Genomic DNA, 24,231 nt, shown 5'->3' on the forward strand with positions numbered 1-24,231 from the left:
CCGGGGTGATCCCGGGGCCTCGCTCTTTTGCATGCTTGTTCGTGCGTACGCAACGCCGAAGGCCCGGTCCCGCCAAGATCTTTGGCGGGACCGGGCCTTCGGGCTGAGCGCTACGCCTTGCGCAGGCGGAAGGTCAGGGTCAGACCCTCGTCGGTGAAGGGCTCGCCGTACGTGTCGTCCGCCTCGCCCTCCACGAAGTCCGTCGCCAGGACCTCGTCGGCGATCAGGCCGGTGTGCTCGGCCAGCGCCTCGGTGACGGCCGGGTCGGTCGCCGTCCAGCGCAGCGCGATGCGGTCGGCCACATCGAGGCCGCTGTTCTTGCGGGCCTCCTGGATCAGCCGGATCGCGTCACGGGCCAGGCCCGCACGCCGGAGTTCCTCCGTGATCTCCAGGTCGAGGGCGACCGTGGCACCCGAGTCGGACGCCACCGACCAGCCCTCGCGCGGCGTCTCCGTGATGATCACCTCATCGGGAGCCAGCGTGATGGTCTCGCCGTCGACCTCCACCGAGGCCGTGCCCTCGCGCAGGGCCAGGGACAGGGCGGCCGCGTCCGCGTTCGCGACGGCCTTGGCCACGTCCTGGACGCGCTTGCCGAACCGCTTGCCCAGCGCGCGGAAGTTGGCCTTGGCCGTGGTGTCGACCAGGGAGCCGCCGACGTCGCTCAGGGTCGCGAGCGATTCGACGTTCAGCTCCTCCGTGATCTGGGTGCGCAGCCCGGAGTCCAGCGCGTCGAAGCCCGACGCGGCGATCAGGGCGCGGGACAGCGGCTGACGCGTCTTGACGCCCGACTCCGCGCGCGTGGCACGGCCCAGCTCCACGAGCCGGCGCACCAGCACCATCTGCTTCGACAGCTCCGGGTCGATGGCCGTGAGGTCCGCCTCGGGCCAGGAGGAGAGATGGACCGACTCCGGGGCGCCCGGGGCGACCGGGACGATCAGGTCCTGCCAGACCCGCTCGGCGATGAACGGGGTCAGCGGGGCCATGAGCTGCGTGACCGTCTCGACGACCTCGTGCAGGGTGCGCAGGGCCGCCTTGTCGCCCTGCCAGAAGCGGCGGCGGGAGCGGCGCACGTACCAGTTCGACAGGTCGTCGACGAACGCGGACAGCAGCTTGCCGGCGCGCTGGGTGTCGTAGGCGTCGAGCGCCTGGGTGACCTGGTCGGTGAGCGCGTGCAGTTCGGACAGCAGCCAGCGGTCCAGGACCGGGCGGTCGGCCGGGGCCGGGTCGGCCTCGGAGGGGGCCCAGCCCGACGTACGGGCGTACAGGGCCTGGAAGGCGACCGTGTTCCAGTAGGTGAGGAGCGTCTTGCGGACGACCTCCTGGATGGTGCCGTGGCCGACGCGGCGGGCCGCCCAGGGGGAGCCGCCGGCCGCCATGAACCAGCGGACCGCGTCGGCGCCGTGCCGGTCCATGAGCGGGATGGGCTCCAGGGTGTTGCCCAGGTGCTTGGACATCTTGCGGCCGTCCTCGGCGAGGATGTGGCCGAGGCAGACCACGTTCTCGTACGACGACTTGTCGAAGACCAGGGTGCCGACCGCCATCAGCGTGTAGAACCAGCCGCGGGTCTGGTCGATGGCCTCGCAGATGAACTGCGCCGGGTAGCGGGACTCGAAGGTGTCCTTGTTCTTGTACGGGTAGCCCCACTGCGCGAACGGCATCGAACCCGAGTCGTACCAGGCGTCGATGACCTCGGGCACGCGCGTGGCCGTGCTGCCGCAGCCGTCCTGCGGGCAGGTGAAGGTGACCGCGTCGATGTAGGGGCGGTGCGGGTCCAGGCCCGACTGGTCGGTGCCGGTCAGCTCGGTCAGCTCGGTGAGGGAGCCGACGCAGGTGAGGTGGTCGTCCTCGCAGCGCCAGATGGGCAGCGGCGTGCCCCAGTAGCGGTTGCGGGAGAGCGCCCAGTCGATGTTGTTGTCCAGCCAGTCGCCGTAGCGGCCGTGCTTGACCGTGTCCGGGAACCAGTTGGTGTTCTCGTTCTCCGCGAGGAGACGGTTCTTGATCTCCGTGGTGCGGATGTACCAGGAGGGCTGCGCGTAGTAGAGCAGCGCGGTGTGGCAGCGCCAGCAGTGCGGGTAGCTGTGCTCGTACGGGATGTGCCGGAAGAGCAGGCCGCGGCTGTCGAGGTCCTCGGTGAGCTTCTCGTCGGCCTTCTTGAAGAAGACGCCGCCGACGAGGGGGACGTCCTCCTCGAAGGTGCCGTCCGGGCGGACCGGGTTCACGACCGGGAGGCCGTAGGAGCGGCAGACCTTGAGGTCGTCCTCACCGAAGGCGGGGGACTGGTGGACCAGACCCGTGCCGTCCTCGGTCGTGACGTAGTCGGCGTTGACCACGTAGTGGGCCGGCTCCGGGAACTCCACCAGCTCGAACGGGCGCTGGTACGTCCAGCGCTCCATCTCGGCGCCCGTGAAGGTCTGGCCGGTGGTCTCCCAGCCCTCGCCGAGGGCCTTGGCGACGAGCGGCTCGGCGACGACGAGCTTCTCCTCGCCGTCGGTCGCGACGACGTAGGTGACCTCGGGGTGCGCGGCGACCGCCGTGTTGGACACCAGGGTCCACGGGGTCGTCGTCCACACCAGGAGCGCCGCCTCGCCGGCCAGCGGGCCTGAGGTGAGCGGGAAGCGGACGAACACGGACGGGTCGACGACCGTCTCGTAGCCCTGCGCCAGCTCGTGGTCGGACAGGCCCGTGCCGCAGCGGGGGCACCAGGGGGCGACGCGGTGGTCCTGGGCCAGCAGGCCCTTGTTGAAGATCTCCTTGAGCGACCACCAGACCGACTCGATGTACTCGGGGTCCATGGTGCGGTACGGGTCCTGGAGGTCGGTCCAGTAGCCCATGCGGGTCGTGAGCGCCTCGAAGGCGTCCGTGTGCCGGGTCACCGACTCGCGGCACTTGGCGTTGAACTCGGCGATGCCGTACGCCTCGATGTCCTGCTTGCCGGAGAAGCCGAGCTCCTTCTCCACCGCCAGCTCGACCGGGAGGCCGTGGCAGTCCCAGCCGGCCTTGCGGGCCACGTGGTAGCCGCGCATGGTGCGGAAGCGGGGGAAGACGTCCTTGAAGACGCGGGCCTCGATGTGGTGGGCGCCGGGCATGCCGTTGGCGGTGGGCGGGCCCTCGTAGAACACCCACTCGGGGCGGCCCTCGGACTGCTCCAGGCTCTTGGCGAAGATCTTCTGCTCGCGCCAGAACTCGAGCACCGCGTGCTCGAGCGCGGGCAGGTCTACCTGGGCGGGTACCTGGCGGTACGTCGGCGATGTCATCAGCGGGCTTCCTCCGGCGGACTTGCTGCCTTCCGTCCGGAGGGACGAGAGCTACGTCATTGCCTGCGCCGACTTCGGCGCGCTCCCGCGGTACCACCCTCCTTGGCCCTCCGGTGCGGGGTGTGCGCCGGTGAGCCCCCTCATTGGGGTCGCGATGCCGGGTCTACCGGCCGCTGCTGTTCGGCTGCGGCTTTCTTCCGGCGGCTCCGGGGTGATCTTCACGTCGCGCTCGCCCCCGGGCTTCCACCGTCCCCGGGTCGCTCTGGGCTGCGTACGCCGCTACTCGTCCCCATCCACGCTTTTCGCTCCGCCCAGTGTACGGCGCCGGGCGGACAGCGGCCGACCGCATTTTCGGGGCCGCGGGGGAAGGGGTGGCGTAAAGGGTGGTGTTTGGGTTTGATGACCCGAATGGAGTGGTATGGGTGTTCGGATCCTGGGACGTCCGGCTCGGCGGATTACCGGGCGGGGAGCTGGGCACAACGGATGCAGGTTCGCCGCGCGGCGTGCGCGAGGCGGGCGAATCGGGCGGTGTGCCCCGTTGCCGCGGGACTCAAGTCGATTTATCGTCCCAGCACGATTCGCGAGCAAGATCACAATATGTGAAGGGGCCGCGGCCATGGTGGCGAAGAAGACCGCCGTACAGCAGCCGGCGTCCGGCAGGTCCGCGGAGGCCTCCGGTGGTGCGCCCAAGGACCCGGGTGGGAAGAAGACCACCCAGGGAGGCTCGGCGGGGCGGGCGGCGAAGGGGGCGACCGAGAAGGCGACCGAGGGGACGAAGGCGGCGGTCACCAGGACCAGGGCGGCGGTCAAGAAGGTGACGGCCAAGAAGGCGGCGGCGGGAAAGGCCGTGGCGAGGAGGGTCGCGGGCAAGGCGGCCGGGGCCGAGGGAGCCGGGGCCAAGGGGGCCGGTGAAAAAGCTGAGGTCGAAGAGGCTGAGGTCGGCAAGACTGGGGCCGGGGGGCCTGCGGCCGAGGAGGCTGGGGTCGAGAGAACCGCGGCCGGGAATGCCGGGGCTGAGAAGACCGGCGCTGAGAAGACCGAGACCGAGAAGACCGAGACCGAGAAGACCGAGGCCGAGCGGGCTGCTGCCAAGAAGGCGGCGACCAAGAAGACCGCTGTCCGGAAGGCCACGGCCAAGAAGGCCGCAGCCGGGAAGGCGTCGGGCGCGAAGGCTGCGGCCGGGAAGGCCGCGAGCAGGAAAGCCGCTGTCGGTGAGGCCGCGGGGCAGAAGGCTGCGGCTGGGAAAGCCGCGGGCAAGGAGGCCGCTGTCGGCGGGCCAGCGGGGGAGAAGGCCGCAGTCGGCCGGACCGCGGAGAAGACGGCCGCAGCCGGCCGGACCGCGGGTAAGAAGGCCACGGCCAAGAAGGCCGCTGTCGGTGAGGTCGCGGAGAAGAAGGCCGCGGTGAAGAGGGCGAAGGCGGCCAAGGCCGTCGCCGCCGAGAAGGGCGTCGGGGCCGAGGGCGTGCGCGCCGGAGGCAAGAGCACCACCACGAAGAGCGCGGCCGCGAAGGGCACTGCCCAAAGCGGCGCGGTCACACAGGACAAGGCCGGGAAGAGCACGGCCGAGAAGGCGGACGCGGTCGAGGCCGCGACGCAGACGGGAGCGACCACGGTGGGTGCGAAGAAGACTCCTGGCGCGGCGACGGCGGCCAAGACCGCCGTCCCGAAGGCACGGGTCGCCGCGGCGGAGCCCGGTGAGCTCGCGGTACGCCCTGGGGAGGACCCCTGGACGGAGGCGGAGGTCGAGGACGCGCGTGCCGAGCTGACCTCCGAGGAGACCCGGCTGCGGGAGGAGATCACGTCGTCGGAGCGCTCGCTCGCCGGTCTGATGCGCGACTCCGGGGACGGCGCGGGCGACGACCAGGCGGACACCGGCACCAAGAACATCACCCGCGAGCACGAGCTGGCCCTGGCCGCCAACGCGCGCGAGATGCTCCTCCAGACCGAGCGCGCCCTGGACCGTCTCCACTCGGGCACCTACGGCCTGTGCGAGAACTGCGGCAACCCCATCGGCAAGGCCCGGATGCAGGCCTTCTCCCGGGCCACGCTGTGCGTGGAGTGCAAGCAGAAGCAGGAGCGCAGGTACTGACCGGCGGCCGAATGCCGCCTGAGCACATGGGGGCACCGGGCGTGTCGTACCCTCGTGCTCAGTCAGGCACCTAGGTTGAGGGACTCACGTGGCAGAGGCGGAGCGCATCATCGGTACGCCGGACACACCGGACGCTGCCGGGGACGGGCAGGAGCGGCCCGAGGACGCGGCGGCGGGCGAGCGCGCCGACTCCGAGGGCACCCGGCCCGCCGGGGAGTCCGGCACGGGTGACGCGGCCGCGCCGCCCCGGGGCAAGCGGCGTATCGCGGTCCTGTTCGTCGTGGCCCTGTTCGCGTACGCCCTCGATCTGAGCACCAAGATGATCGTGGTGGCCAAGCTGGAGCACCACCCGCCGATCGAGATCATCGGGGACTGGCTGAAGTTCGAGGCGATCCGCAACGCGGGCGCGGCCTTCGGCTTCGGCGAAGCCTTCACGGTGATCTTCACCATGATCGCGGCGGCGGTGATCGTGGTGATCGCCCGGCTCGCCCGCAAGCTCTACAGCCTGCCCTGGGCGCTCGCGCTCGGGCTGCTGCTCGGCGGTGCGCTGGGCAACCTCACCGACCGGATCTTCCGGGCGCCGGGTGTCTTCGAGGGCGCGGTCGTGGACTTCATCGCGCCCAAGCACTTCGCCGTCTTCAACCTGGCCGACTCGGCGATCGTGTGCGGCGGCATCCTGATCGTGCTGCTGTCCTTCAAGGGGCTCGACCCGGACGGCACCGTCCACAAGGACTGACAGGCGCCGTACGGGACTGTCGGACCCGTCCGGCATACTCGACGGGTGAGCACGATTCCCGAGATCCGCACCCTGCCCGTGCCCGACGGCCTGGAGGGCGAGCGCGTCGACGCCGCCATCTCCCGGATGTTCGGCTTCTCCCGGACCAAGGCGGCCGAACTCGCCGCCGCGGGGAAGGTCACGGTCGACGGGTCGGTGGTCGGAAAGTCGGAGCGTGTGCACGGCGGCGCCTGGCTGGAGGTCGAGATGCCCCAGGCGCCCGCGCCGGTGCAGGTCGTGGCCGAGCCGGTCGAGGGCATGGAGATCGTGCACGACGACGATGACGTGGTCGTGATCGTCAAGCCCGTGGGCGTCGCCGCGCACCCGTCGCCGGGCTGGACCGGGCCGACCGTCATCGGGGGCCTGGCCGCCGCCGGGTACCGCATCTCCACCTCCGGCGCCGCCGAGCGCCAGGGCATCGTGCACCGCCTCGACGTCGGCACGTCGGGGCTGATGGTCGTCGCCAAGTCGGAGTACGCGTACACGTCGCTGAAGCGCCAGTTCAAGGAGCGCACGGTCGACAAGCGGTACCACACGCTCGTCCAGGGCCACCCCGACCCGACCAGCGGCACCATCGACGCGCCCATCGGCCGCCACCCCCACCACGACTACAAGTGGGCGGTCACCGCCGAGGGCAAGGCGTCCGTCACGCACTACGACCTCATCGAGGCCTTCCGCGCGGCATCGCTCCTCGATGTGAAGCTGGAGACCGGCCGCACCCACCAGATCCGCGTCCACATGGCCGCCCACCGGCACCCCTGCGTCGGCGACCTGACCTACGGCGCCGACCCGACGCTGGCCAAGCGCCTCGGCCTGACGCGGCAGTGGCTGCACGCGGTGCGCCTCGGCTTCGAGCACCCCGGGGACGGGCAGTGGGCGGAGTTCTCCTGCGACTACCCGGAGGACCTGCAGAAGGCCCTGGACCAGGTCCGGGAGGAGACGTACGCATGAGCACCGCGCGGTATGCGGTGCGTGTCGCGGAGGACCCCGCCGACCGTGAGGCGTGCTTCGCGGTGCGCAAGGAGGTCTTCGTCGGCGAGCAGGGCGTGCCTGAGGACCTCGAGTACGACGCGTACGACGCGGGGGCCGTGCATGTGCTGGCCGTCCGGGAGGACGGCGAGCCGCTCGGCACCGGGCGGCTGCTGTACGGCGAGGCGGCCGAGGCGCAGACCGGGGCCGGCCCCTCCGTGGGCTCGCTGGGCCGGCTCGCCGTGACGGGCGGGGCGCGCGGGCTCGGTGTCGGGGTCGCCCTGGTGCGGGCCATCGAGGAGGCCGCACGCGCGCGTGGTCTCACGGCCGTGGACCTGCACGCCCAGACGCACGCGCTCGGCTTCTACGCGCGGCTGGGCTACGAGGCGTACGGGCCGGAGTACTTGGAGGCGGGCATCCCGCACCAGGGGATGCGGCGTCCGCTCTAGCCGTTCGCCGCGGGTGCCGAAACGGTTTGTCCGTGGAGTTGCGTGGCAGGCTTGAGTTCAGTCGTATGACCGTCTGACCTCCCGGAGCGCTGACCGTGGATCAGTTGGCCCTGTTGTTCGTGCTGCTGCTCGGGGCCGTGATCAGCGTCCCGGTCGGGGACCGGCTGGGGATGCCCGCGCCGGTGCTGATGACGCTCCTGGGCATAGTCCTCGCGCTGCTCGAGTTCGTACCGAACGTCGAGATCCCGCCGGACCTCATCCTGCCGCTGCTGCTGCCGCCCCTGCTGTACGCCGCCGTGCGGCGCACGTCATGGCGGCAGTTCGCCGCGAACAAGAGACCCATCTTCCTGCTGGCCGTGGCGCTGGTGTTCGTCACCATGGCCTGTGTGGCCGCCACGGCCGACGCGATCGTGCCGGGGCTGCCGCTGGCCGCGGCGTTCGCGCTCGGAGCGCTGGTCGCGCCGCCGGACCCGGTCGCGGCCACCGCCGTCGCCGGGCAGCTGGGGCTGCCGCGCCGGCTGGTGTCGATCCTGGAGGGCGAGGGGCTCTTCAACGACGTGACGGCCATCGTCCTGTACCACGTGGCGATCGCCGCCGCCGTCAGCGGGACGTTCTCGCCCTGGCAGGCCGGGCTCGATCTGGTGCTGTCGGCCGTGGTGGGGGCGGCCGTGGGCATCGGGCTGGGCTGGGGCGCCAACAAGCTGATGGAACTGCTCGGGGACGCGACCCTGCAGATCGGGCTGACCCTGCTGGTGCCGTACGCCTCGTACGTCATGGCCGAGGAACTGCACGGCTCCGGAGTGCTCGCCGTGCTCACCACCGCCGTGTTCCTCGCGGAGTACGGGTCCGACGCCGACGACGTCATGACACGGCTGGCCGGGCACACCTTCTGGAACATCGTCGACACCCTCGTCACCGGCGTCGCCTTCGGGCTGGTCGGTCTCGAACTGCACAACGCCATCCGCACCGCGTCCGGCCGCTGGGGCGAACTGCTCGGCTGGGCGGCCGTGGTGGTGGCCGTCGTCGTGCTCGTCCGGCTGCTGTGGCTGCTGCCGGCGACCTGGCTGACCAAACGGCTGCACGCGCGGCGGGACTACGACGAGGACATCCCGGTGAGCTGGCGCGAGACCGTCGTCATGTGGTGGTCGGGGATGCGCGGGGTCGCCTCGGTGGCGTTGGTGCTGGCCATTCCGCTGGAGACGGACGCGGGGGCGCCCTTCCCCAACCGGGACGAGCTCATCTTCATCGCGTTCGGGGTGATCGTGGCGACGCTGGTGGTGCAGGGGCTGACCCTGCCGTGGCTGGTGCGGCGGCTGGGCGTGAAGGCCGACACGGACCACGAGAAGGAACTCGCGAAGGAACTGGCGATCCGGGCGTCCAAGGCGGCGAAGCGCCGGCTGCGCGAGATCGAGGAGGAAGAGGAGCTCCCCGAGGAGTTGTCCGAGCAGATGCTGCGGCGGGCCTTCGACATCGGGGTGCGCATCAGTCCCGAGGTCGCGGAGGACGAGCGGCGGGAGGCCTCCCGGGAGCGGGCGCGGCGGCTGAAGCAGGTGCGGCGGATCCAGCAGGAGATGCTGAGTGCGGCGCGGCACGAGGTGCTGGCGGCGCGCAGCGAGCCGGGGGCCGATCCCGAGGTCGTGGACCGGGTGTTGCGGCATCTCGATGTGCGGTCGATGCGGTGACCGGCTTCCCGGCGGGGTCTTCGACGTCGGCGGCTGACGGGTCGTAGGGTCGTCGTATGGCTCGGAATGTGGTGATCAGTGGTGGAGGGACCGGGATCGGGCTCGCGGCGGCGCGGGCGTTCGCCGCGGGCGGGGATCAGGTGCTGTTGCTCGGGCGGCGGGTCGACGTGCTGGAGAAGGCCGGGGTGCCGGGGGCGCGGACGTACGCGGCGGATCTCACCGAACCGGCGGACGTACGGGGTGTCGCCGCCTTCGTGGAGCGGGAGTTCGGGGCCGTGGACGTCCTCGTGCACAGCGCCGGGGGCAACGGACTGCTCGAACCGGACGCCGGGCACGACGACCCGCTCGAGGCCGTCGCGCACGACTGGACCGTGAACTTCCGGCTCAACACCCTGACCGCCGTCCTGCTCACCGAGGCACTGAAGCCGCGCCTCGCCGAGCCCGGCGGGCGGGTGCTGTTCCTCGGCTCCATCGCCGCCTACCGGGGGTCCGGGAGCGGGGCGTACGCGGCGGCCAAGGCGGGTCTGCACCCATACGCCCATGATCTGGCCCGGCAGCTGGGGCCGCGCGGCATCACCGTGAACGTGGTCGCGCCCGGCTATGTCGAGGACACCGAGTTCTTCGGGGACGCGATGAGCGAGGAGCGGCGGGCGCGGCTCGTCGAGGAGACCTCGACCAAGCGGGCCGGGACCCCCGGTGACGTCGTCGAGACCCTGCACTGGCTGGCCTCCCAGGGGGCCGGGCACATCACGTCCCAGATCATCCAGGTCAACGGCGGCGCCGAACGCGGTCACTGAGAGCCAGCAAGGAGAAGGGGGCCGCCCGCGGTACGGGCAGCCCGCTTTTTTCCGGCTCCGGTGCCGTCAGCGCTCCGGCCTCGCCGAGCCGTGGTAGCGGCGCTGCTGGGGCGGGACGCCGTCCTGCGACGGGCGGTGGCCGTTCCCGCTCCCGTTGCCGTTCCAGGACGGCGGCAGGAGCGCGTCCGCCGTGTTGACCCGGGGGAGGGCGTACGGGTGCTCCTCGGTCAGCCAGCGGAGCATCTCCTCGCGGACCGTGACCCGCACCGTCCAGATGTCGTCCGCGTCCTTGGCCGTCACCAGGGCCCGCACCTGCATCGTGCTCGGGGTGGTGTCCGTGACGCACAGGTTGTAGGCGCGGCCGTCCCAGGCCGGGCACTCGCGCAGGATGTCGCGGAGCTTCTCGCGCATCGCCTCCACGGGGGCCGTGTGATCGAGGTGCCAGAAGACGATGCCGGTCATCTGCGGGGTGCCGCGCGACCAGTTCTCGAACGGCTTGGACGTGAAGTACGAGACCGGCATGGTGATCCGGCGCTCGTCCCAGGTGTGGACGGTCAGGAACGTCAGCGTGATCTCCTCGACCGTGCCCCACTCGCCGTCCACCACCACGGTGTCCCCGATGCGCACCATGTCGCCGAAGGCGATCTGGAACCCCGCGAACATGTTGCTCAGCGTGGACTGGGCGGCGACACCGGCGACGATGCCGAGGATGCCGGCCGAGGCCAGCAGCGAGGCGCCCGCCGCCCGGAACGCCGGGAACGTCAGCAGCATGCTCGCCGTGGCCACCACGCCGACGACCGCGGACACCACCCGCATGATCAGCGTCACCTGGGTGCGCACCCGGCGGACCCTGGCCGGATCACGGTGGGCGCGGGCGCTGGCGTACCGGCTGTAGGACGTCTCGACGATCGCCCCCGCGATACGGATCACCAGCCAGGCGGCCGAGCCGATGAGCAGCAGCGTCAGCCCCTGGCCGAGGCCCTCGCGGTGGTCTTCCAGCAGGTCCGCCTCGTCGTACGACCCTCTCAGGAGGGCCGCGAAGAGCACGAGCTGGTAGGGGATACGGCCGCGGCGGAGCAGACCCCAGAGCTGGGTCTCGTGGTGCCGTTCGTCGGCCTTGCGCAGCAGGAAGTCGGTGGCCCAGCCGATCACGAGCGTGAGCACGACCGAGCCACCGACCACGATCAGCGGTCGTAGCAGGTTCTCCATGCCCCCGAACCTAACCGGCACCGGCAGGCATGAACATGTGACTTCCGTCCGGTCCTGGGTACTGCCGCGATCTCGCGGTGTCACACCCGGCTGGCACCATGGGCTTCATGAACATCATGCTCTTTCACTCGACCCAGGGGCTGCGGCCCGCGGTGCTCCGGGCCGCTGACCGGCTGCGCACGGCCGGACACGAGGTGTGGACGCCCGACCTCTTCGAGGGGCGCACCTTCGAGGCGGTCGAGGAGGGCATGGAGCACCAGGAGAAGATCGGTAAGGACGAGCTGCTGAAGCGGGCCGTACTGGCGGCCGCGCCCTACTCCGAGCGCGGGCTGGTGTACGCGGGATTCTCGCTCGGCGCCTCGATCGCCCAGACCCTCGCCCTCGGCGACGACAAGGCGCGCGGGCTGCTGCTCCTGCACGGCACGTCGGACATCGCGCCGGACGCCACGGCGGACGACCTCCCGGTCCAGCTGCACGTGGCGGAGCCGGACCCCTTCGAGACGGACGACTGGCTCAGCGCCTGGTATCTCCAGATGGGCCGGACCGGCGCGGACGTCGAGGTGTACCGCTACGCCGGGGCCGGTCACCTCTACACCGACCCCGACCTGCCGGACTACGACGAGGAGGCCGCCGAGGCCACCTGGCGGGTGGCGCTCGGCTTCCTTGAGAGCCTGTGAACGCTTACACCGGGTCGTGGACCCGCTCGAGCTTCTGGGTGCCGCTGCGGGTGCGGTAGGAGCGGGCCCACTTGGCGGTCGCGTCGCGGGTCGCGCGGCCGGAGAGGACGTAGTAGTCCATCTGCGCCCGCTCGGCCGTGATGTCCAGGACGCCGTAGCCGTGGCGGTCGGTGTCGACCCAGTGGACGTGGCGGTTGGCGGCGCGGATGACGGGTGAGGCGACCGCGGAGACCGTGCCCTCGGGGACTTTGACGATGTCGTCGAGGTTGTCGGAGGTGACCGAGGTGACGACGAACTCCGTGGCGGCGGACGGGGACAGCGGGTAGGTGCCGGCGTTCACCGGTACGTCGTTGGCCCAGGCCATGTGGATGTCGCCGGTCAGGAAGACCGTGTTGCGGATCGCGCCCGCGCGCAGATGGGCCAGGATCTCGCGGCGGTCGTCGGTGTAGCCGTCCCACTGGTCGGTGTTGAGGGCCAGGCCCTCCTGCGGCAGGCCGAGCAGCTTGGCGAGGGGCTTCAGCAGATCGGCGGAGAGCGAGCCTATGGCGAACGGCGAGATCATCACCGAGTTGCCGACCAGCCGCCAGGTGGTGTCGGACGCCGTCAGCCCCGCCTTGAGCCAGTCGAGCTGGGCGCGGCCGGTGAGCGTGCGGTCCGGGTCGTCGACCTCGCCGTTGCCCACCTTGACCTGCTGCGAGCGGAAGGACCTCAGGTCCAGCAGCGAGAGATCGGCCAGCTTGCCGAAACGCAGCCGGCGGTAGGTGGTGCCCGCGATCGCCGGACGCACCGGCATCCACTCGAAGTAGGCCTGCTTGGCGGCGGCCTGACGCGCGGACCAGGCGCCCTCCGCGCCCTCCGTGTGGTTCTCGGCACCGCCCGGCCAGGCGTCGTTGGCGAACTCGTGGTCGTCCCAGATCGCCACGACCGGAGCCGCGGTGTGCAGGGCCTGGAGGTCCGGGTCGGTCTTGTAGCGCGCGTGCCGTATGCGGTAGTCGGCGAGCGTGACGATCTCGTGGGCCGGGGCGTGCGGCCGTACGACCGTGCCGCGCGTGCCGTACTCGCCGGTGCCGTACTCGTAGATGTAGTCGCCGAGATGCAGCCAGGCGTCCAGGTCGCCGCGGGCCGCGAGATGGCGGTACGAGGAGAAGTAACCGGCCTCCCAGTTGGCGCAGGAGACCACGCCGAAGCGGAGGTTCGCGACGGCCGCGTCGGCCGCCGGGGCGGTGCGGGTGCGCGCGGCGGGGGAGTCGGTGCCGCCACTGGAGAAGCGGAACCAGTAGTCGGTGGCCGGCCTGAGGCCCCGGATGTCGGCCTTCACCGTGTGGTCGGAGGCGGCCTTCGCCGTGGTGGAGCCCTTGGCGACGATCGTGGTGAACGCCCGGTCCTCGGCGACGACCCAGCTCACCTCGGTGTCCGGGCCCAGACCGGAGCCGGCGACCGCCTCCGGCACGGGGGTCACGCGGGTCCACAGCAGGACACCGTCGGGCAGAGGGTCACCGGAGGCCACGCCGTGCAGGAAGGCGGGGGCCTGGTCGGCGGCGCGCGCGGGCAGGGAGGCGGCGAGCGGCCCGGCCAGGACAGCGGTCGCCGCCGCGGCCTTGACGACCGTACGCCGGCGCGGGTGGAGGAAGTTGAGGCCCTCGGATGTCTTCGATGATCTGTATCGACTGGTCACGGTCGATCAGGTTACTGATCAGTATGCACCAGAGCGGGCGAACTCCGGAAGTTCGCCCGCTCTTCACGCGGTGGCCCGGACCGGACCCGCCGTCACTTCTTGAGGGCCTCGCCGACCACCCTGTTGAAGTCGGCCACGGTCATCAGCGGCGTGCCCTGGTTGTCGGCGGTGAGCTGCTTGCCGTCCATGACGAAGCCCGGGGTGCCCGTCACCCCGTCCTTGTTGTCGTCGAAGCTCTTGGACATGGCCATCGCCCAGGCGTCGTAGGTGCCCTTCTTGACCGCGTCCTGGAACTTCTTGTTGTCCTTCAGCTCGGGGACGGTGTTCGCGACCTTGATGAGGTAGCTGTCGTCCTTGAACTTGTCGGTCGTCTCCTCCGGGTGGAACTTCGCCGAGTACAGCGCGGCCTTGTAGTCGAGGAACGCGGCGTCGCTCACGTTCAGCGCGGCGCCCATCGCGCTCAGCGCGTTCTTGGAGCCCTCGCCGTTGTCCTTGTTGTCGATGAACGTGGCACCGACGAACTGCATCTTGTACTTGCCGTCGTCGATGTCCTTCTTCACGGTCGGACCGACGGTCTGCTCGAACTGGGCGCACACGGGGCAGCGCGCGTCCTCGTAGACCTTCAGGGTCTTCTTGGCCGAGTCCTTGCCGATGACGACCGTGGTGCCCTTGGTGCCCGTGGTGTTGGCGGGCGTGACGACCTTGGCGTCCTTCTGGCCCTCCCAGTAGCTGGGCTTGTTGGCCTGGACGACCGCGTAGCCGATGCCGCCGGCTATCGCCAGGACGCCGACGATGGAGCAGGCGACGACGATCTGCCGCTTGGCCTTGGCGCGCTTGGCCTCGCGCTCGCGCTCGGCGCGCAGCCGCTCGCGGGCCGCCGTCTTCGCCGCCTGGGTGTTCCGCTTGCTCATGGTGATGTTCTCCGTAAGGGGACGCGCACACGTGGGTGTGCGGAATGCGTAGGGGGACTGCCTGTGCTCGAAAGCTCAAGAGCTCGAAAGCCCGAGGAGTGAAAAGTGCCGGAGCGCCTCAGACGAAGGCGGGCGAGCACGGCGGTCCACGCCGCCCCAAGGTGTACGCGAGGATCAGGTCTCGGGCGGTGGGCGTGCGGTCGGCGGCGCGCGACGGCAGACACCGCCCGGCCGGGGACCGCTCCACCGCGACCGCGGCGACGGCCAGCAGCAGCGGCCGGAACGTCGTGGCCGCCACGGCCCGCAGCAGCTGGGCCAGGGCCCGCTCGCCGCGGCGCAGCCAGACGGCGGCGACCAGGCCCACGCCGATGTGCGCCCCGAGCAGCAGCCAGGCGGTGGCCGGGTCGGCGTGCGCGACCGCGGCCGCGAGCCGGTCGGTGCCGGTGGCCCCGGCCATCCGCGCCAGCGGGGTGCCCACCTCGCCGCCCCCGCACAGCACGTCCAGACCGACCGAACGCAGCGGACCGGCGACCGGGCCGCCGGCCCGGCCGTAGCAGGCGTGCTGACCTGCGGTGAACACCGTGTCGGCGGCCAGTTCCAGCGGGATCAGCAGGGCCGCGATCCGCCCGAAGGAGCGCTCGCGGCCCGCCAGGGCGTACGCGATCACGAACACGGCGGCGGCGACCGCGGCCACCGTGCCCATCGGGAGCGGGACCTGGGACAGCAGCACGTGCGACGCGGTGCTGAGTGTCACGACCACTGCCGTGAACAGCGCCGCGCGTACGGCTCTGAGCTGGATCCCGGATATGTCCATAGCGAAAGGAGAGTCTGTCATGGGGGCCGGTAAGAGACCCCTAAAGGATGCCTGTGGGGGAGCGGACGGCGAAAGCCCCGGCTACAGGCCCGGGATCCGGCCGTTGCGGAACAGGTCCACGAAGGTCTGGTGGTCGCCGCGCGCGCGTGCGCCGTAGGTGTGCGCGAAGTCGACCAGCAGCGGCGGGAAGCCGTCCTCGTCGGCCGCGATCGCCGCGTCGATGGCCCGCTCCGTGGAGAACGGCACCAGCGACTCCCCGGACTGGTCGTCCGCCGCCGAGTGCATGGTCGCCGTCGCCCGGCCGAGGTCGGCCACCACCTGGGCGATCTCCTCCGGGTCGTCGATGTCGCCCCAGTCGAGATCCACCGCGTACGGCGAGACCTCGGCGACCAGCTGGCCCGAGCCGTCCAGCTCCGTCCAGCCCAGCCACGGGTCGGCGTGGGCCTGGAGGGCGCGCTGGGAGATGACCGTGCGGTGCCCCTCGTGCTGGAAGTAGTCACGGATCGCCTGGTCCGTGATGTGCCGGGAGACGGCCGGGGTCTGGGCCTGCTTGATGTAGATCACGACATCGTTCTCCAGGGCGTCGCTGTGGCCCTCCAGAAGGATGTTGTACGACGGCAGCCCCGCCGAGCCGATGCCGATGCCGCGCCGGCCGACGACGTCCTTCACGCGGTAGGAGTCCGGGCGGGCCAGCGAGCTGTCCGGCAGCGTCTCCAGATAGCCGTCGAAGGCGGCGAGGACCTTGTAGCGCGTGGCCGCGTCCAGCTCGACGGAGCCGCCGCCCGGGGCGAAGCGGCGCTCGAAGTCGCGGATCTCCGTCATCGACTCCAGCAGGCTGAACCGGGTCAGCGAGCGGGCGTCCCGCAGCGCGTCCAGCAGCGGGCCCTGCGCGGTGTCCAGCGTGAACGGCGGCACCTCGTCGCTCTTCGCACCCGTGGCCAGGGCGTGGATCCGCTCGCGGTAGGCCACCGCGTAGATCGTCACCAGCTCGGAGATCTGCTCGTCGCTGAGCGCCTTCGCGTACCCGATCAGCGCGATGGACGCGGCGAAGCGCTTCAGGTCCCAGGTGAAGGGGCCGACGTAGGCCTCGTCGAAGTCGTTGACGTTGAAGATCAGCCGGCCGTTGGCGTCCATGTACGTGCCGAAGTTCTCCGCGTGCAGGTCGCCGTGGATCCACACGCGCGAGGTGCGCTCGTCCAGGTACGGCCCGCCCCGCTTCTCCGCCTCGAGGTCGTTGTAGAAGAGGCACGCCGTGCCCCGGTAGAAGGCGAAGGCCGAGGCCGCCATCTTCCGGAACTTCACCCGGAACGCGGCCGGGTCGGCGGCCAGCAGCTGGCCGAAGGCGGTGTCGAAGACGGCGAGGATTTCTTCGCCGCGGTGCTCGTCGTCGAGCGGCGGGAACGACATCGCTGGGTGCCTCCTGGTGCAGATGTTCGGGGCGGCAGGTCCGCCCCTTGACTAACGTGCGGCGGGTCGCGGGAGTGCCCGCGACCCTCGCCCGAAGGTACGCGGGTCAGCCCTCGGAGTGTCAGTGCCGAGGCATAGACTTCGACGCTGTCCCCCAGACTGTGCGCAGCCTGTCGGACCCCATTCGACCGATGTTCTCCCTGGAGGCCGAAGCCGTGTCAAAGCCGCCGTTCACGCACCTGCACGTCCACACCCAGTACTCGCTGCTGGACGGTGCCGCGCGGCTGAAGGACATGTTCAACGCGTGCAACGAGATGGGCATGTCGCACATCGCCATGTCCGACCACGGCAACCTCCACGGGGCGTACGACTTCTTCCACACCGCGCAGAAGGCCGGGGTCACGCCGATCATCGGCATCGAGGCGTACGTCGCGCCCGAGTCCCGCCGCAACAAGCGCAAGATCCAGTGGGGCCAGCCGCACCAGAAGCGGGACGACGTCTCCGGTTCCGGTGGATACACCCACAAGACGATGTGGGCGGTGAACAGCACCGGCCTGCACAACATCTTCCGGCTGTCCTCCGACGCGTACGCGGAGGGCTGGCTCCAGAAGTGGCCCCGGATGGACAAGGAGACCATCGCCCAGTGGTCCGAGGGCATCGTCGCCTCCACCGGCTGCCCCTCCGGCGAGGTCCAGACCCGGCTGCGCCTCGGCCACTTCGACGAGGCCCTCAAGGCCGCCGCCGACTACCAGGACATCTTCGGCAAGGACCGCTACTTCCTGGAGCTGATGGACCACGGCATCGAGATCGAGCGCCGGGTCCGCGACGGCCTGCTGGAGATCTCCAAGAAGCTCGGCATCCCCCCGCTGGTCACCAACGACTCGCACTACACCTACTCGCACGAGGCGTCCGCCCACGACGCCCTGCTGTGCATCCAGACCGGCAAGAACCTCTCCGACCCCGACCGCTTCCGGTTCGACGGCACCGGCTACTACCTGAAGTCCACCGACGAGATGTACGCCATCGACTCCTCGGACGCCTGGCAGGAGGGCTGCGCCAACACCCGGCTGATCGCCGAGATGGTCGACACCACGGGCATGTTCGAGAAGCGCGACCTCATGCCCAAGTTCGACATCCCGGAGGGGTACACCGAGGTCACCTGGTTCAAGGAGGAGGTGCGCCGCGGCATGGAGCGCCGCTTCCCCGGCGGCGTCCCCGAGGACCGCCAGAAGCAGGCGGAGTACGAGATGGACACCATCATCTCGATGGGCTTCCCGGGCTACTTCCTCGTGGTCGCCGACTTCATCATGTGGGCCAAGAAGCAGGGCATCGCGGTCGGCCCCGGCCGAGGCTCCGCGGCCGGCTCGATCGTCGCCTACGCGATGGGCATCACCGACCTCGACCCCATCCCGCACGGCCTGATCTTCGAGCGGTTCCTCAACCCCGAGCGCGTCTCCATGCCCGATGTCGACATCGACTTCGACGAGCGCCGGCGCGTCGAGGTGATCCGGTACGTGACGGAGAAGTACGGCGCCGACAAGGTCGCCATGATCGGCACCTACGGCACCATCAAGGCCAAGAACGCGATCAAGGACTCCGCGCGCGTGCTGGGCTACCCGTACGCGATGGGCGACCGCCTCACCAAGGCCATGCCCGCCGACGTCCTCGGCAAGGGCATCAACCTCGACGGCATCACCAACCCCGAGCACCCCCGCTACTCGGAGGCGGGCGAGATCCGGGGGATGTACGAGAACGAGCCGGACGTGAAGAAGGTCATCGACACCGCCAAGGGCGTCGAGGGCCTGGTCCGCCAGATGGGTGTGCACGCCGCCGGCGTGATCATGTCCAGCGAGACGATCACCGACCACGTCCCCGTCTGGGTCAGGCACACGGACAAGGTCACCATCACCCAGTGGGACTACCCGAGCTGCGAGTCGCTCGGCCTGCTGAAGATGGACTTCCTCGGCCTGCGCAACCTCACGATCATGGACGACGCCGTCAAGATGGTGAAGTCCAACAAGGGGGTCGACATCGACCTCCTGAGCCTCCCGCTCGACGACCCCACGACCTTCGAGCTGCTCCAGCGCGGCGACACCCTCGGCGTCTTCCAGTTCGACGGCGGCCCGATGCGCTCCCTGCTCCGGCTGATGAAGCCGGACAACTTCGAAGACATCTCCGCCGTGTCGGCCCTGTACCGCCCGGGCCCGATGGGCATGAACTCCCACACGAACTACGCCCTTCGAAAGAACGGCCAGCAGGAGATCACGCCCATCCACAAGGAGCTCGAAGAGCCCCTCAAGGAGGTCCTGGACGTCACCCACGGCCTGATCGTGTACCAGGAGCAGGTGCAGAAGGCCGCCCAGATCATCGCCGGGTACTCGCTCGGCGAGGCCGACATCCTCCGCCGCGTCATGGGCAAGAAGAAGCCCGAGGAACTGGCGAAGAACTTCGTCCTCTTCCAGGAGGGCGCCCGCAAGAAGGGCTTCAGCGACGAGGCCATCCAGGCCCTGTGGGACGTGCTGGTCCCCTTCGCCGGTTACGCGTTCAACAAGGCCCACTCCGCCGCGTACGGCCTGGTCTCGTACTGGACGGCGTACCTCAAGGCGAACCACCCCGCCGAGTACATGGCCGCCCTGCTCACCTCGGTGAAGGACGACAAGGACAAGTCGGCCGTCTACCTCAACGAGTGCCGCCGCATGGGCATCAAGGTGCTCCCGCCGGACGTCAACGAGTCGATGTCCAACTTCGCGGCCCAGGGCGACGACGTGATCCTCTTCGGCCTCTCCGCCGTCCGCAACGTCGGCACGAACGTCGTCGAGTCGATCATCAGGTGCCGCAAGGCCAAGGGGAAGTACGTCTCCTTCCCGGACTACCTCGACAAGGTGGAGGCGGTGGTCTGCAACAAGCGCACCACCGAATCGCTGATCAAGGCCGGCGCCTTCGACGCCATGAACCACACCCGCAAGGGCCTGACCGCGCACTACGAACCGATGATCGACAACGTGGTCGCGGTCAAGCGCAAGGAGGCCGAGGGACAGTTCGACCTCTTCGGCGGCATGGGCGAGGCGGCCGAGACCAGCGAGCCGGGCTTCGGGCTCGACGTGGAGTTCTCCCCCGACGAGTGGGACAAGACCTATCTGCTCGCCCAGGAGCGGGAGATGCTCGGTCTGTACGTCTCCGACCACCCGCTGTTCGGCCTGGAGCACATCCTGTCCGACAAGGCCGACGCGGGCATCTCCCAGCTCACCGGAGGTGACTACTCCGATGGCTCCGTGGTGACCATCGGCGGCATCATCTCGGGCCTCCAGCGCAAGATGACCAAGCAGGGCAACGCCTGGGCCATCGCCACCGTCGAGGACCTCGCCGGCTCGATCGAGTGCATGTTCTTCCCCGCGACCTACCAGCTCGTCTCGACCCAACTGGTCGAGGACGCCGTGGTGTTCGTCAAGGGCCGTCTCGACAAGCGGGAGGACGTGCCGCGGCTCGTCGCGATGGAGCTGATGGTGCCGGACCTGTCGAACGCGGGCACCAACGCGCCCGTGATCCTCACCATCCCGGCCACCCGGGTCACCCCGCCGCTGGTCAGCCGCCTCGGCGAGGTCCTCAGCCACCACAAGGGCGACAGCGAGGTCCGGATCAAGCTCCAGGGGCCGACCAAGACCACCGTGCTGCGCCTGGACCGGCACCGGGTGAAGCCGGACCCGGCGCTCTTCGGTGACCTGAAGGTGCTCCTCGGGCCGGCCTGCCTGGCCGGCTGAGGGATCTCGACGCGCGTGAGGGGCGTACCCGGTACCGGGTACGCCCCTCACGCGTATGCGCATACGAGTGGGTCTCAACGACCCGTCACGCAGATGTCAGTTGTGGCCGAAGCTGCGCTTCCGCTTGCGGGTCGCGATGTCGCCGGGGGCGGCCACCTCGACCTCGGGCTGGGGTTCCGTCTGCGCCGCGGGGCTGCGGTCCGCCCGCTGGCCACGCTCGGTGGGACGCTGCTGCTTACGGTCACGGTTCTTGTTCTTGGCCATGGTGATGCCTCCTGTGGGGGATCTAGGGGCCAGGGCCGGGACCAGATTCACACAGGCCGACAACGATCGCATGTCGGACAATTACCGTGCGTGACAGGGCTGGTCGGAGCGGGAAGGCCCGAAACGCCACGCCGAAGATCGAGTTCCGGCCGTTAACCTCCGCACCGTCGGGCAGACTCGAAGCAAGCCCGAAGCAAACCTCCTGGGAAGAGGGTGAGTCGTGTGGACCGCTGCATCGTCCTGGTGGACGCCGGGTATCTGCTGGGAGCGGCGGCGAGTCTCCTCGCCGGGGAGCCCTCACGATCCCGCATCACCGTCGACCACACGGCCCTCATCCAGGGGCTGCGCGAACGCGCCGAGTCCGATACGCAGCAGCCCCTGCTGCGCATCTACTGGTTCGACGGCGCCCCCGACCGCGTCCCGCAGCCCGAACACCGCCGGCTGCGCGTGATGCCCCGGGTCACCGTCCGGCTCGGCGCGCTGACCCGCAGCGACGGCCGCTGGGCGCAGAAGGGCGTGGACGCCGCGATGCACGCCGAGCTCACCGAGCTGGCCCGCAACCGCGCCTGCTCCGACATCGTCCTCGTCACCGGCGACGGCGACCTGCTGCCCGGCATGATGGCCGCCAAGGAGCACGGCGTCGCCGTCCACCTGTGGGCCGTCCAGGCCGCCGACGGCGACTACAACCAGTCCGAGGACCTGGTCGCCGAGGCCGACGAGCGGCGCGTCCTGGACCGCACGTGGATCACCAAGGCGGTCCGCGCCAAGGAGTACACCGGTGTGTGCGCCCCGCAGCCCGTGCCCCGGCCCGAGATCGCCGCGATCCTCTCCGCGCCGCTGCCCGAGTCCTCGCTCGCCACGGCCGAGCGGCCCGCCCCGCCGCCCCCGCACCCGGCGGCCGGCCCCGGGCCGAACGGCACCGAGGAGCGGGTCCCCGCCTCCAAAGGCGTCCCCACGCCCAAAGACCTGGCGGCCCTGCGCGCCCCTGGAACCCAGCCCGCCCAGCCCCCCGCCTCCGCCACCCTTCGCTGGTCCTCCGACAAGGGCTGGGTCGACCGGCCCACGGCCGAGCCCCCCGAGGCCGCCTCGATGCCGACGCTCGCCCAGCTGACCACGGCCGAGCAGCGGTGGGCCGACCGCGAGGAGGACATCACCACGGTCGGCGGCGACCCCTACGAGGTGGGGCAGGTCTTCGCGCGGCGCTGGGTTGAGCGCCTCGGCGACCAGAGCCAGCTGCCGAAACTGTCCGGGATGTACCCGCGCATCCCGCACCGCGTCGACGGGGAGCTGCTGCGCTACGCCGCCCGCTTCGGCCTGCTCGCCCACAAGGACGACCAGATCGACGAGCGGGACCGTTACGCCATCCGGGCCGGTTTCTGGCGGGAGATCGGCGTGCGCACGGGCGTGGAACACACGCCCGTCGACGACTGAGTCCTCGCGAGCGGATTTCCCGGAATCGACCGACCCGAGAGCCGGCCGGGGTTCCCGACCCCGTAGTCTCGTCCCTTGTGAGTAAGCGCGCGGCACAGGCATTTCGGCACGATGGTGACGTCGTGTGCGCGGTCCGCGGGCTGACCAAGACCTATCCGGCGGTCCGGGGCCGGCGCGGCGCGCCGGGAACACCCGAGGTCCGGGCCACGGACGACGTGACGCTGGACATCCGGCGCGGCGAGATCTTCGGCCTGCTCGGGCCGAACGGCGCCGGCAAGTCCACCCTCGTACGACAGCTCACCGGGCTGATGCGGCCCGACCGCGGCTGTGTGGAGATCCTCGGGCACGACATCGTGCGCCACCCGGAACGGGCCGCGCGCATCCTCGCCTACCTCGGTCAGGAGTCGACCGCCCTCGACGAGCTGACCGTGTCGCTCGCCGCCGAGACCACCGGACGGCTGCGCGGCCTGGACGTACGGGCCGCGCGGGCCGAGCGGGACGACGTACTCGACGAGCTGGGGCTCTCGGCCCTCGCCGGGCGGCCCCTGAAGAAGCTCTCCGGGGGCCAGCGGCGTCTTGCGTGCTTCGCCGCGGCACTGGTGGGGGAGCGCTCGCTCCTCGTGCTCGACGAGCCGACCTCCGGCATGGACCCGGTGGCGCGACGGGCCGTGTGGTCCGCCGTCGACCGGCGACGGGCCGAACGGGGGACGACGGTGCTGCTCGTCACCCACAACGTCATCGAGGCCGAGACCGTGCTGGACCGGGTGGCCGTCCTCGACCGGGGGAAGGTGATCGCCTGCGACACCCCGGCCGGGCTCAAGGAGCAGGTCGCCGGTGAGGTGCGGGTGGAGCTGGTCTGGCGCGACGCGCCGCCGCTGCACGTCCCGGAGGTCGCCGCGCTGCGGGACCGCGTCGTGGAGTCGGGCCGCCGCTGGACGCTCCGGCTCGGGCCCGAGGAGGCCCGGGCGGTCGTCGCCACCGTCACCGGCGGGGCCGCCTTCGCCGCCCTGGACGACTTCACGCTGGCCACGCCCAGCCTGGAGGACGTCTATCTGGCCCTGGGCGGTGCCGTGCAGCAGGGGCTGGTGAAGGCGTGAGGAGCACCGGGGCCTTGAGTGCGGGGGGCTTGAGTACACAGGCCGCCGCATACGTACCGAACAGGGCGACTGCCGCAGTGGACCCGAGCGAAGGGGAGCAGCGCGACGTGAGTGTCGTACCCGCCGATGTCCTGCCGGGCAGTGCCCTGGCCGTGGAGGAGCCCGCCGCGTGCGCGGCCGAGCTCGGGCCCAGGGCGCGGCTGTGGCCCTCGCTGGCGGCCGTGTACCGGGCGCAGCTGTCCCGGGCGCGGGTCGCGCGGATCCCGCTGCTGTTCGTGGCGACCTTCCAGTCGATCGGCATCATGATCCTGATGCGCGGGGTCGTGGACGACGGGGCGGAGGCGCAGGCGGTCGTCGCCGGCTCTTCGGTCCTGGTCGTGGCCTTCGTCGCGCTGAACCTGCTCGCGCAGTATTTCGGGCAGCTTCGGGCGAGCGGCGGACTCGACCACTACGCGACCCTGCCGGTGCCGCCGGCGGCGGTGGTGCTGGGCGCGGCGGGCGCGTACGCCTCGTTCACCGTGCCGGGGACCATCGTGACGGCGATCTTCGGCTGCGCGCTGTTCGGGCTGCCGCTGGCCCATCTGTGGGTCCTCCTGGCCGTGATCCCGCTCGCGGGCGCCGCGCTCGCCGGACTGGGGGCGGCGCTGGGGCTGCTCGCGCCCCGGCCGGAGCTGGCCACGCTGCTCGGGCAGCTGGGCATGTCGGCGGCGCTGCTGCTGGGCGTGCTGCCGGCGGACCGGATGCCGGAGGTCGTGCGCTTCGCGCGGGATCTGCTGCCGTCGACCTATGGGGTCGAGGCCTTCGCGCGGACGTTCGAGCCGCATCCCGACTGGGCCTTCGTGCTCGGTGACCTCGCGGTGTGCGGGGTGGTGGGCGTCGTCTCGCTGGCCGTGGCGACCTGGGCGTACCGCCGGGCGGCCGTCCGGTGAGCGCGGAGCGGTCGTCCGGTGACGCGGCGCACAGGCGGGACTGG

Annotated in this window: 18 protein-coding genes; 11 read left to right on the forward strand and 7 right to left on the reverse strand. The window is 70.8% G+C overall.

Going from position 1 to position 24,231, the window contains the following annotated elements; translation table 11 throughout:
• Positions 1–110 precede the first annotated feature (110 nt).
• Positions 111–3,254 carry an isoleucine--tRNA ligase gene (gene ileS / locus KJK29_RS28535; protein ID WP_215122040.1) on the reverse strand — a complete coding sequence of 1,048 codons (3,144 nt, stop codon included), beginning with the start codon at positions 3,252–3,254 and terminating at the stop codon, positions 111–113.
• Between the two features lie 616 nt (positions 3,255–3,870).
• Between ileS and KJK29_RS28540 the strand changes: the two genes are divergently transcribed.
• The 6 genes from KJK29_RS28540 (at position 3,871) to KJK29_RS28565 (ending at position 10,015) form a co-directional block, all read left to right on the forward strand.
• Complete coding sequence (locus KJK29_RS28540) at positions 3,871–5,343, forward strand: TraR/DksA family transcriptional regulator (protein ID WP_215122041.1); 1,473 nt, start codon at positions 3,871–3,873, stop codon at positions 5,341–5,343.
• Positions 5,344–5,431: 88 nt separating this feature from the next.
• Entirely contained in the window at positions 5,432–6,079 is a 648-nt protein-coding gene (gene lspA, locus KJK29_RS28545; protein ID WP_215122042.1) for a signal peptidase II, read from the forward strand.
• A 45-nt stretch (positions 6,080–6,124) separates the two neighbouring features.
• Entirely contained in the window at positions 6,125–7,069 is a 945-nt protein-coding gene (locus KJK29_RS28550; protein ID WP_215122043.1) for an RluA family pseudouridine synthase, read from the forward strand.
• On the forward strand, positions 7,066–7,536 hold the full coding sequence (locus tag KJK29_RS28555) for a GNAT family N-acetyltransferase (protein WP_215122044.1): 471 nt from the start codon (positions 7,066–7,068) through the stop codon (positions 7,534–7,536). Before KJK29_RS28550 ends, KJK29_RS28555 begins: the two co-directional genes overlap by 4 nt.
• Before the next feature lie 95 nt (positions 7,537–7,631).
• Positions 7,632–9,218, forward strand: a complete 1,587-nt coding sequence (locus KJK29_RS28560) for a Na+/H+ antiporter (RefSeq protein WP_215122045.1) — start codon at positions 7,632–7,634, stop codon at positions 9,216–9,218.
• Between the two features lie 56 nt (positions 9,219–9,274).
• The gene (locus tag KJK29_RS28565; protein WP_215122046.1) at positions 9,275–10,015 is read left to right on the forward strand and encodes an SDR family NAD(P)-dependent oxidoreductase; all 741 of its coding nucleotides are present in this window, start codon (positions 9,275–9,277) and stop codon (positions 10,013–10,015) included.
• A 66-nt stretch (positions 10,016–10,081) separates the two neighbouring features.
• Here the strand turns inward: KJK29_RS28565 and KJK29_RS28570 are convergent, their stop codons facing one another.
• A complete protein-coding gene (locus KJK29_RS28570; RefSeq protein WP_215122047.1) occupies positions 10,082–11,224 on the reverse strand; it encodes a mechanosensitive ion channel family protein in 1,143 nt (380 codons plus the stop codon).
• A gap of 107 nt (positions 11,225–11,331) precedes the next feature.
• Here KJK29_RS28570 and KJK29_RS28575 point away from each other — a divergent pair, with 107 nt between their 5' ends.
• The gene (locus KJK29_RS28575) at positions 11,332–11,901 is read left to right on the forward strand and encodes a dienelactone hydrolase family protein (protein ID WP_215122048.1); all 570 of its coding nucleotides are present in this window, start codon (positions 11,332–11,334) and stop codon (positions 11,899–11,901) included.
• A gap of 4 nt (positions 11,902–11,905) precedes the next feature.
• Here the strand turns inward: KJK29_RS28575 and KJK29_RS28580 are convergent, their stop codons facing one another.
• The 4 genes from KJK29_RS28580 to KJK29_RS28595 form a co-directional block, all read right to left on the reverse strand.
• A complete protein-coding gene (locus KJK29_RS28580; RefSeq protein WP_215122049.1) occupies positions 11,906–13,576 on the reverse strand; it encodes an alkaline phosphatase D family protein in 1,671 nt (556 codons plus the stop codon).
• A gap of 92 nt (positions 13,577–13,668) precedes the next feature.
• Entirely contained in the window at positions 13,669–14,487 is an 819-nt protein-coding gene (locus KJK29_RS28585) for a thioredoxin domain-containing protein (RefSeq protein ID WP_215122050.1), read from the reverse strand.
• A gap of 118 nt (positions 14,488–14,605) precedes the next feature.
• Positions 14,606–15,301 (reverse strand): hypothetical protein, encoded by a 696-nt coding sequence (locus KJK29_RS28590; protein ID WP_215122051.1) that lies wholly within the window; start codon positions 15,299–15,301, stop codon positions 14,606–14,608.
• Positions 15,302–15,382: 81 nt separating this feature from the next.
• On the reverse strand, positions 15,383–16,708 hold the full coding sequence (locus KJK29_RS28595) for a DUF2252 domain-containing protein (protein WP_215122052.1): 1,326 nt from the start codon (positions 16,706–16,708) through the stop codon (positions 15,383–15,385).
• A gap of 215 nt (positions 16,709–16,923) precedes the next feature.
• Here KJK29_RS28595 and dnaE point away from each other — a divergent pair, with 215 nt between their 5' ends.
• A complete protein-coding gene (gene dnaE, locus KJK29_RS28600) occupies positions 16,924–20,466 on the forward strand; it encodes a DNA polymerase III subunit alpha (RefSeq protein ID WP_215124500.1) in 3,543 nt (1,180 codons plus the stop codon).
• Between the two features lie 96 nt (positions 20,467–20,562).
• On the opposite strand, the gene KJK29_RS28605 is transcribed toward dnaE, so the two are convergent.
• On the reverse strand, positions 20,563–20,730 hold the full coding sequence (locus KJK29_RS28605; RefSeq protein ID WP_251057969.1) for a hypothetical protein: 168 nt from the start codon (positions 20,728–20,730) through the stop codon (positions 20,563–20,565).
• A 222-nt stretch (positions 20,731–20,952) separates the two neighbouring features.
• On the opposite strand from KJK29_RS28605, the gene KJK29_RS28610 reads away from it, so the two are divergent.
• The 3 genes from KJK29_RS28610 (at position 20,953) to KJK29_RS28620 (ending at position 24,187) form a co-directional block, all read left to right on the forward strand.
• Complete coding sequence (locus KJK29_RS28610; RefSeq protein ID WP_215122054.1) at positions 20,953–22,161, forward strand: NYN domain-containing protein; 1,209 nt, start codon at positions 20,953–20,955, stop codon at positions 22,159–22,161.
• Positions 22,162–22,283: 122 nt separating this feature from the next.
• Entirely contained in the window at positions 22,284–23,258 is a 975-nt protein-coding gene (locus KJK29_RS28615; protein WP_215122055.1) for an ABC transporter ATP-binding protein, read from the forward strand.
• A gap of 107 nt (positions 23,259–23,365) precedes the next feature.
• Positions 23,366–24,187, forward strand: coding sequence for an ABC transporter permease (locus KJK29_RS28620; protein ID WP_215122056.1), 822 nt, complete (start codon positions 23,366–23,368; stop codon positions 24,185–24,187).
• Positions 24,188–24,231: the final 44 nt, after the last annotated feature.

Origin of the sequence: Streptomyces koelreuteriae, from assembly GCF_018604545.1 — a bacterium.
Classification (GTDB): Bacteria; Actinomycetota; Actinomycetes; order Streptomycetales; family Streptomycetaceae; genus Streptomyces; species Streptomyces koelreuteriae.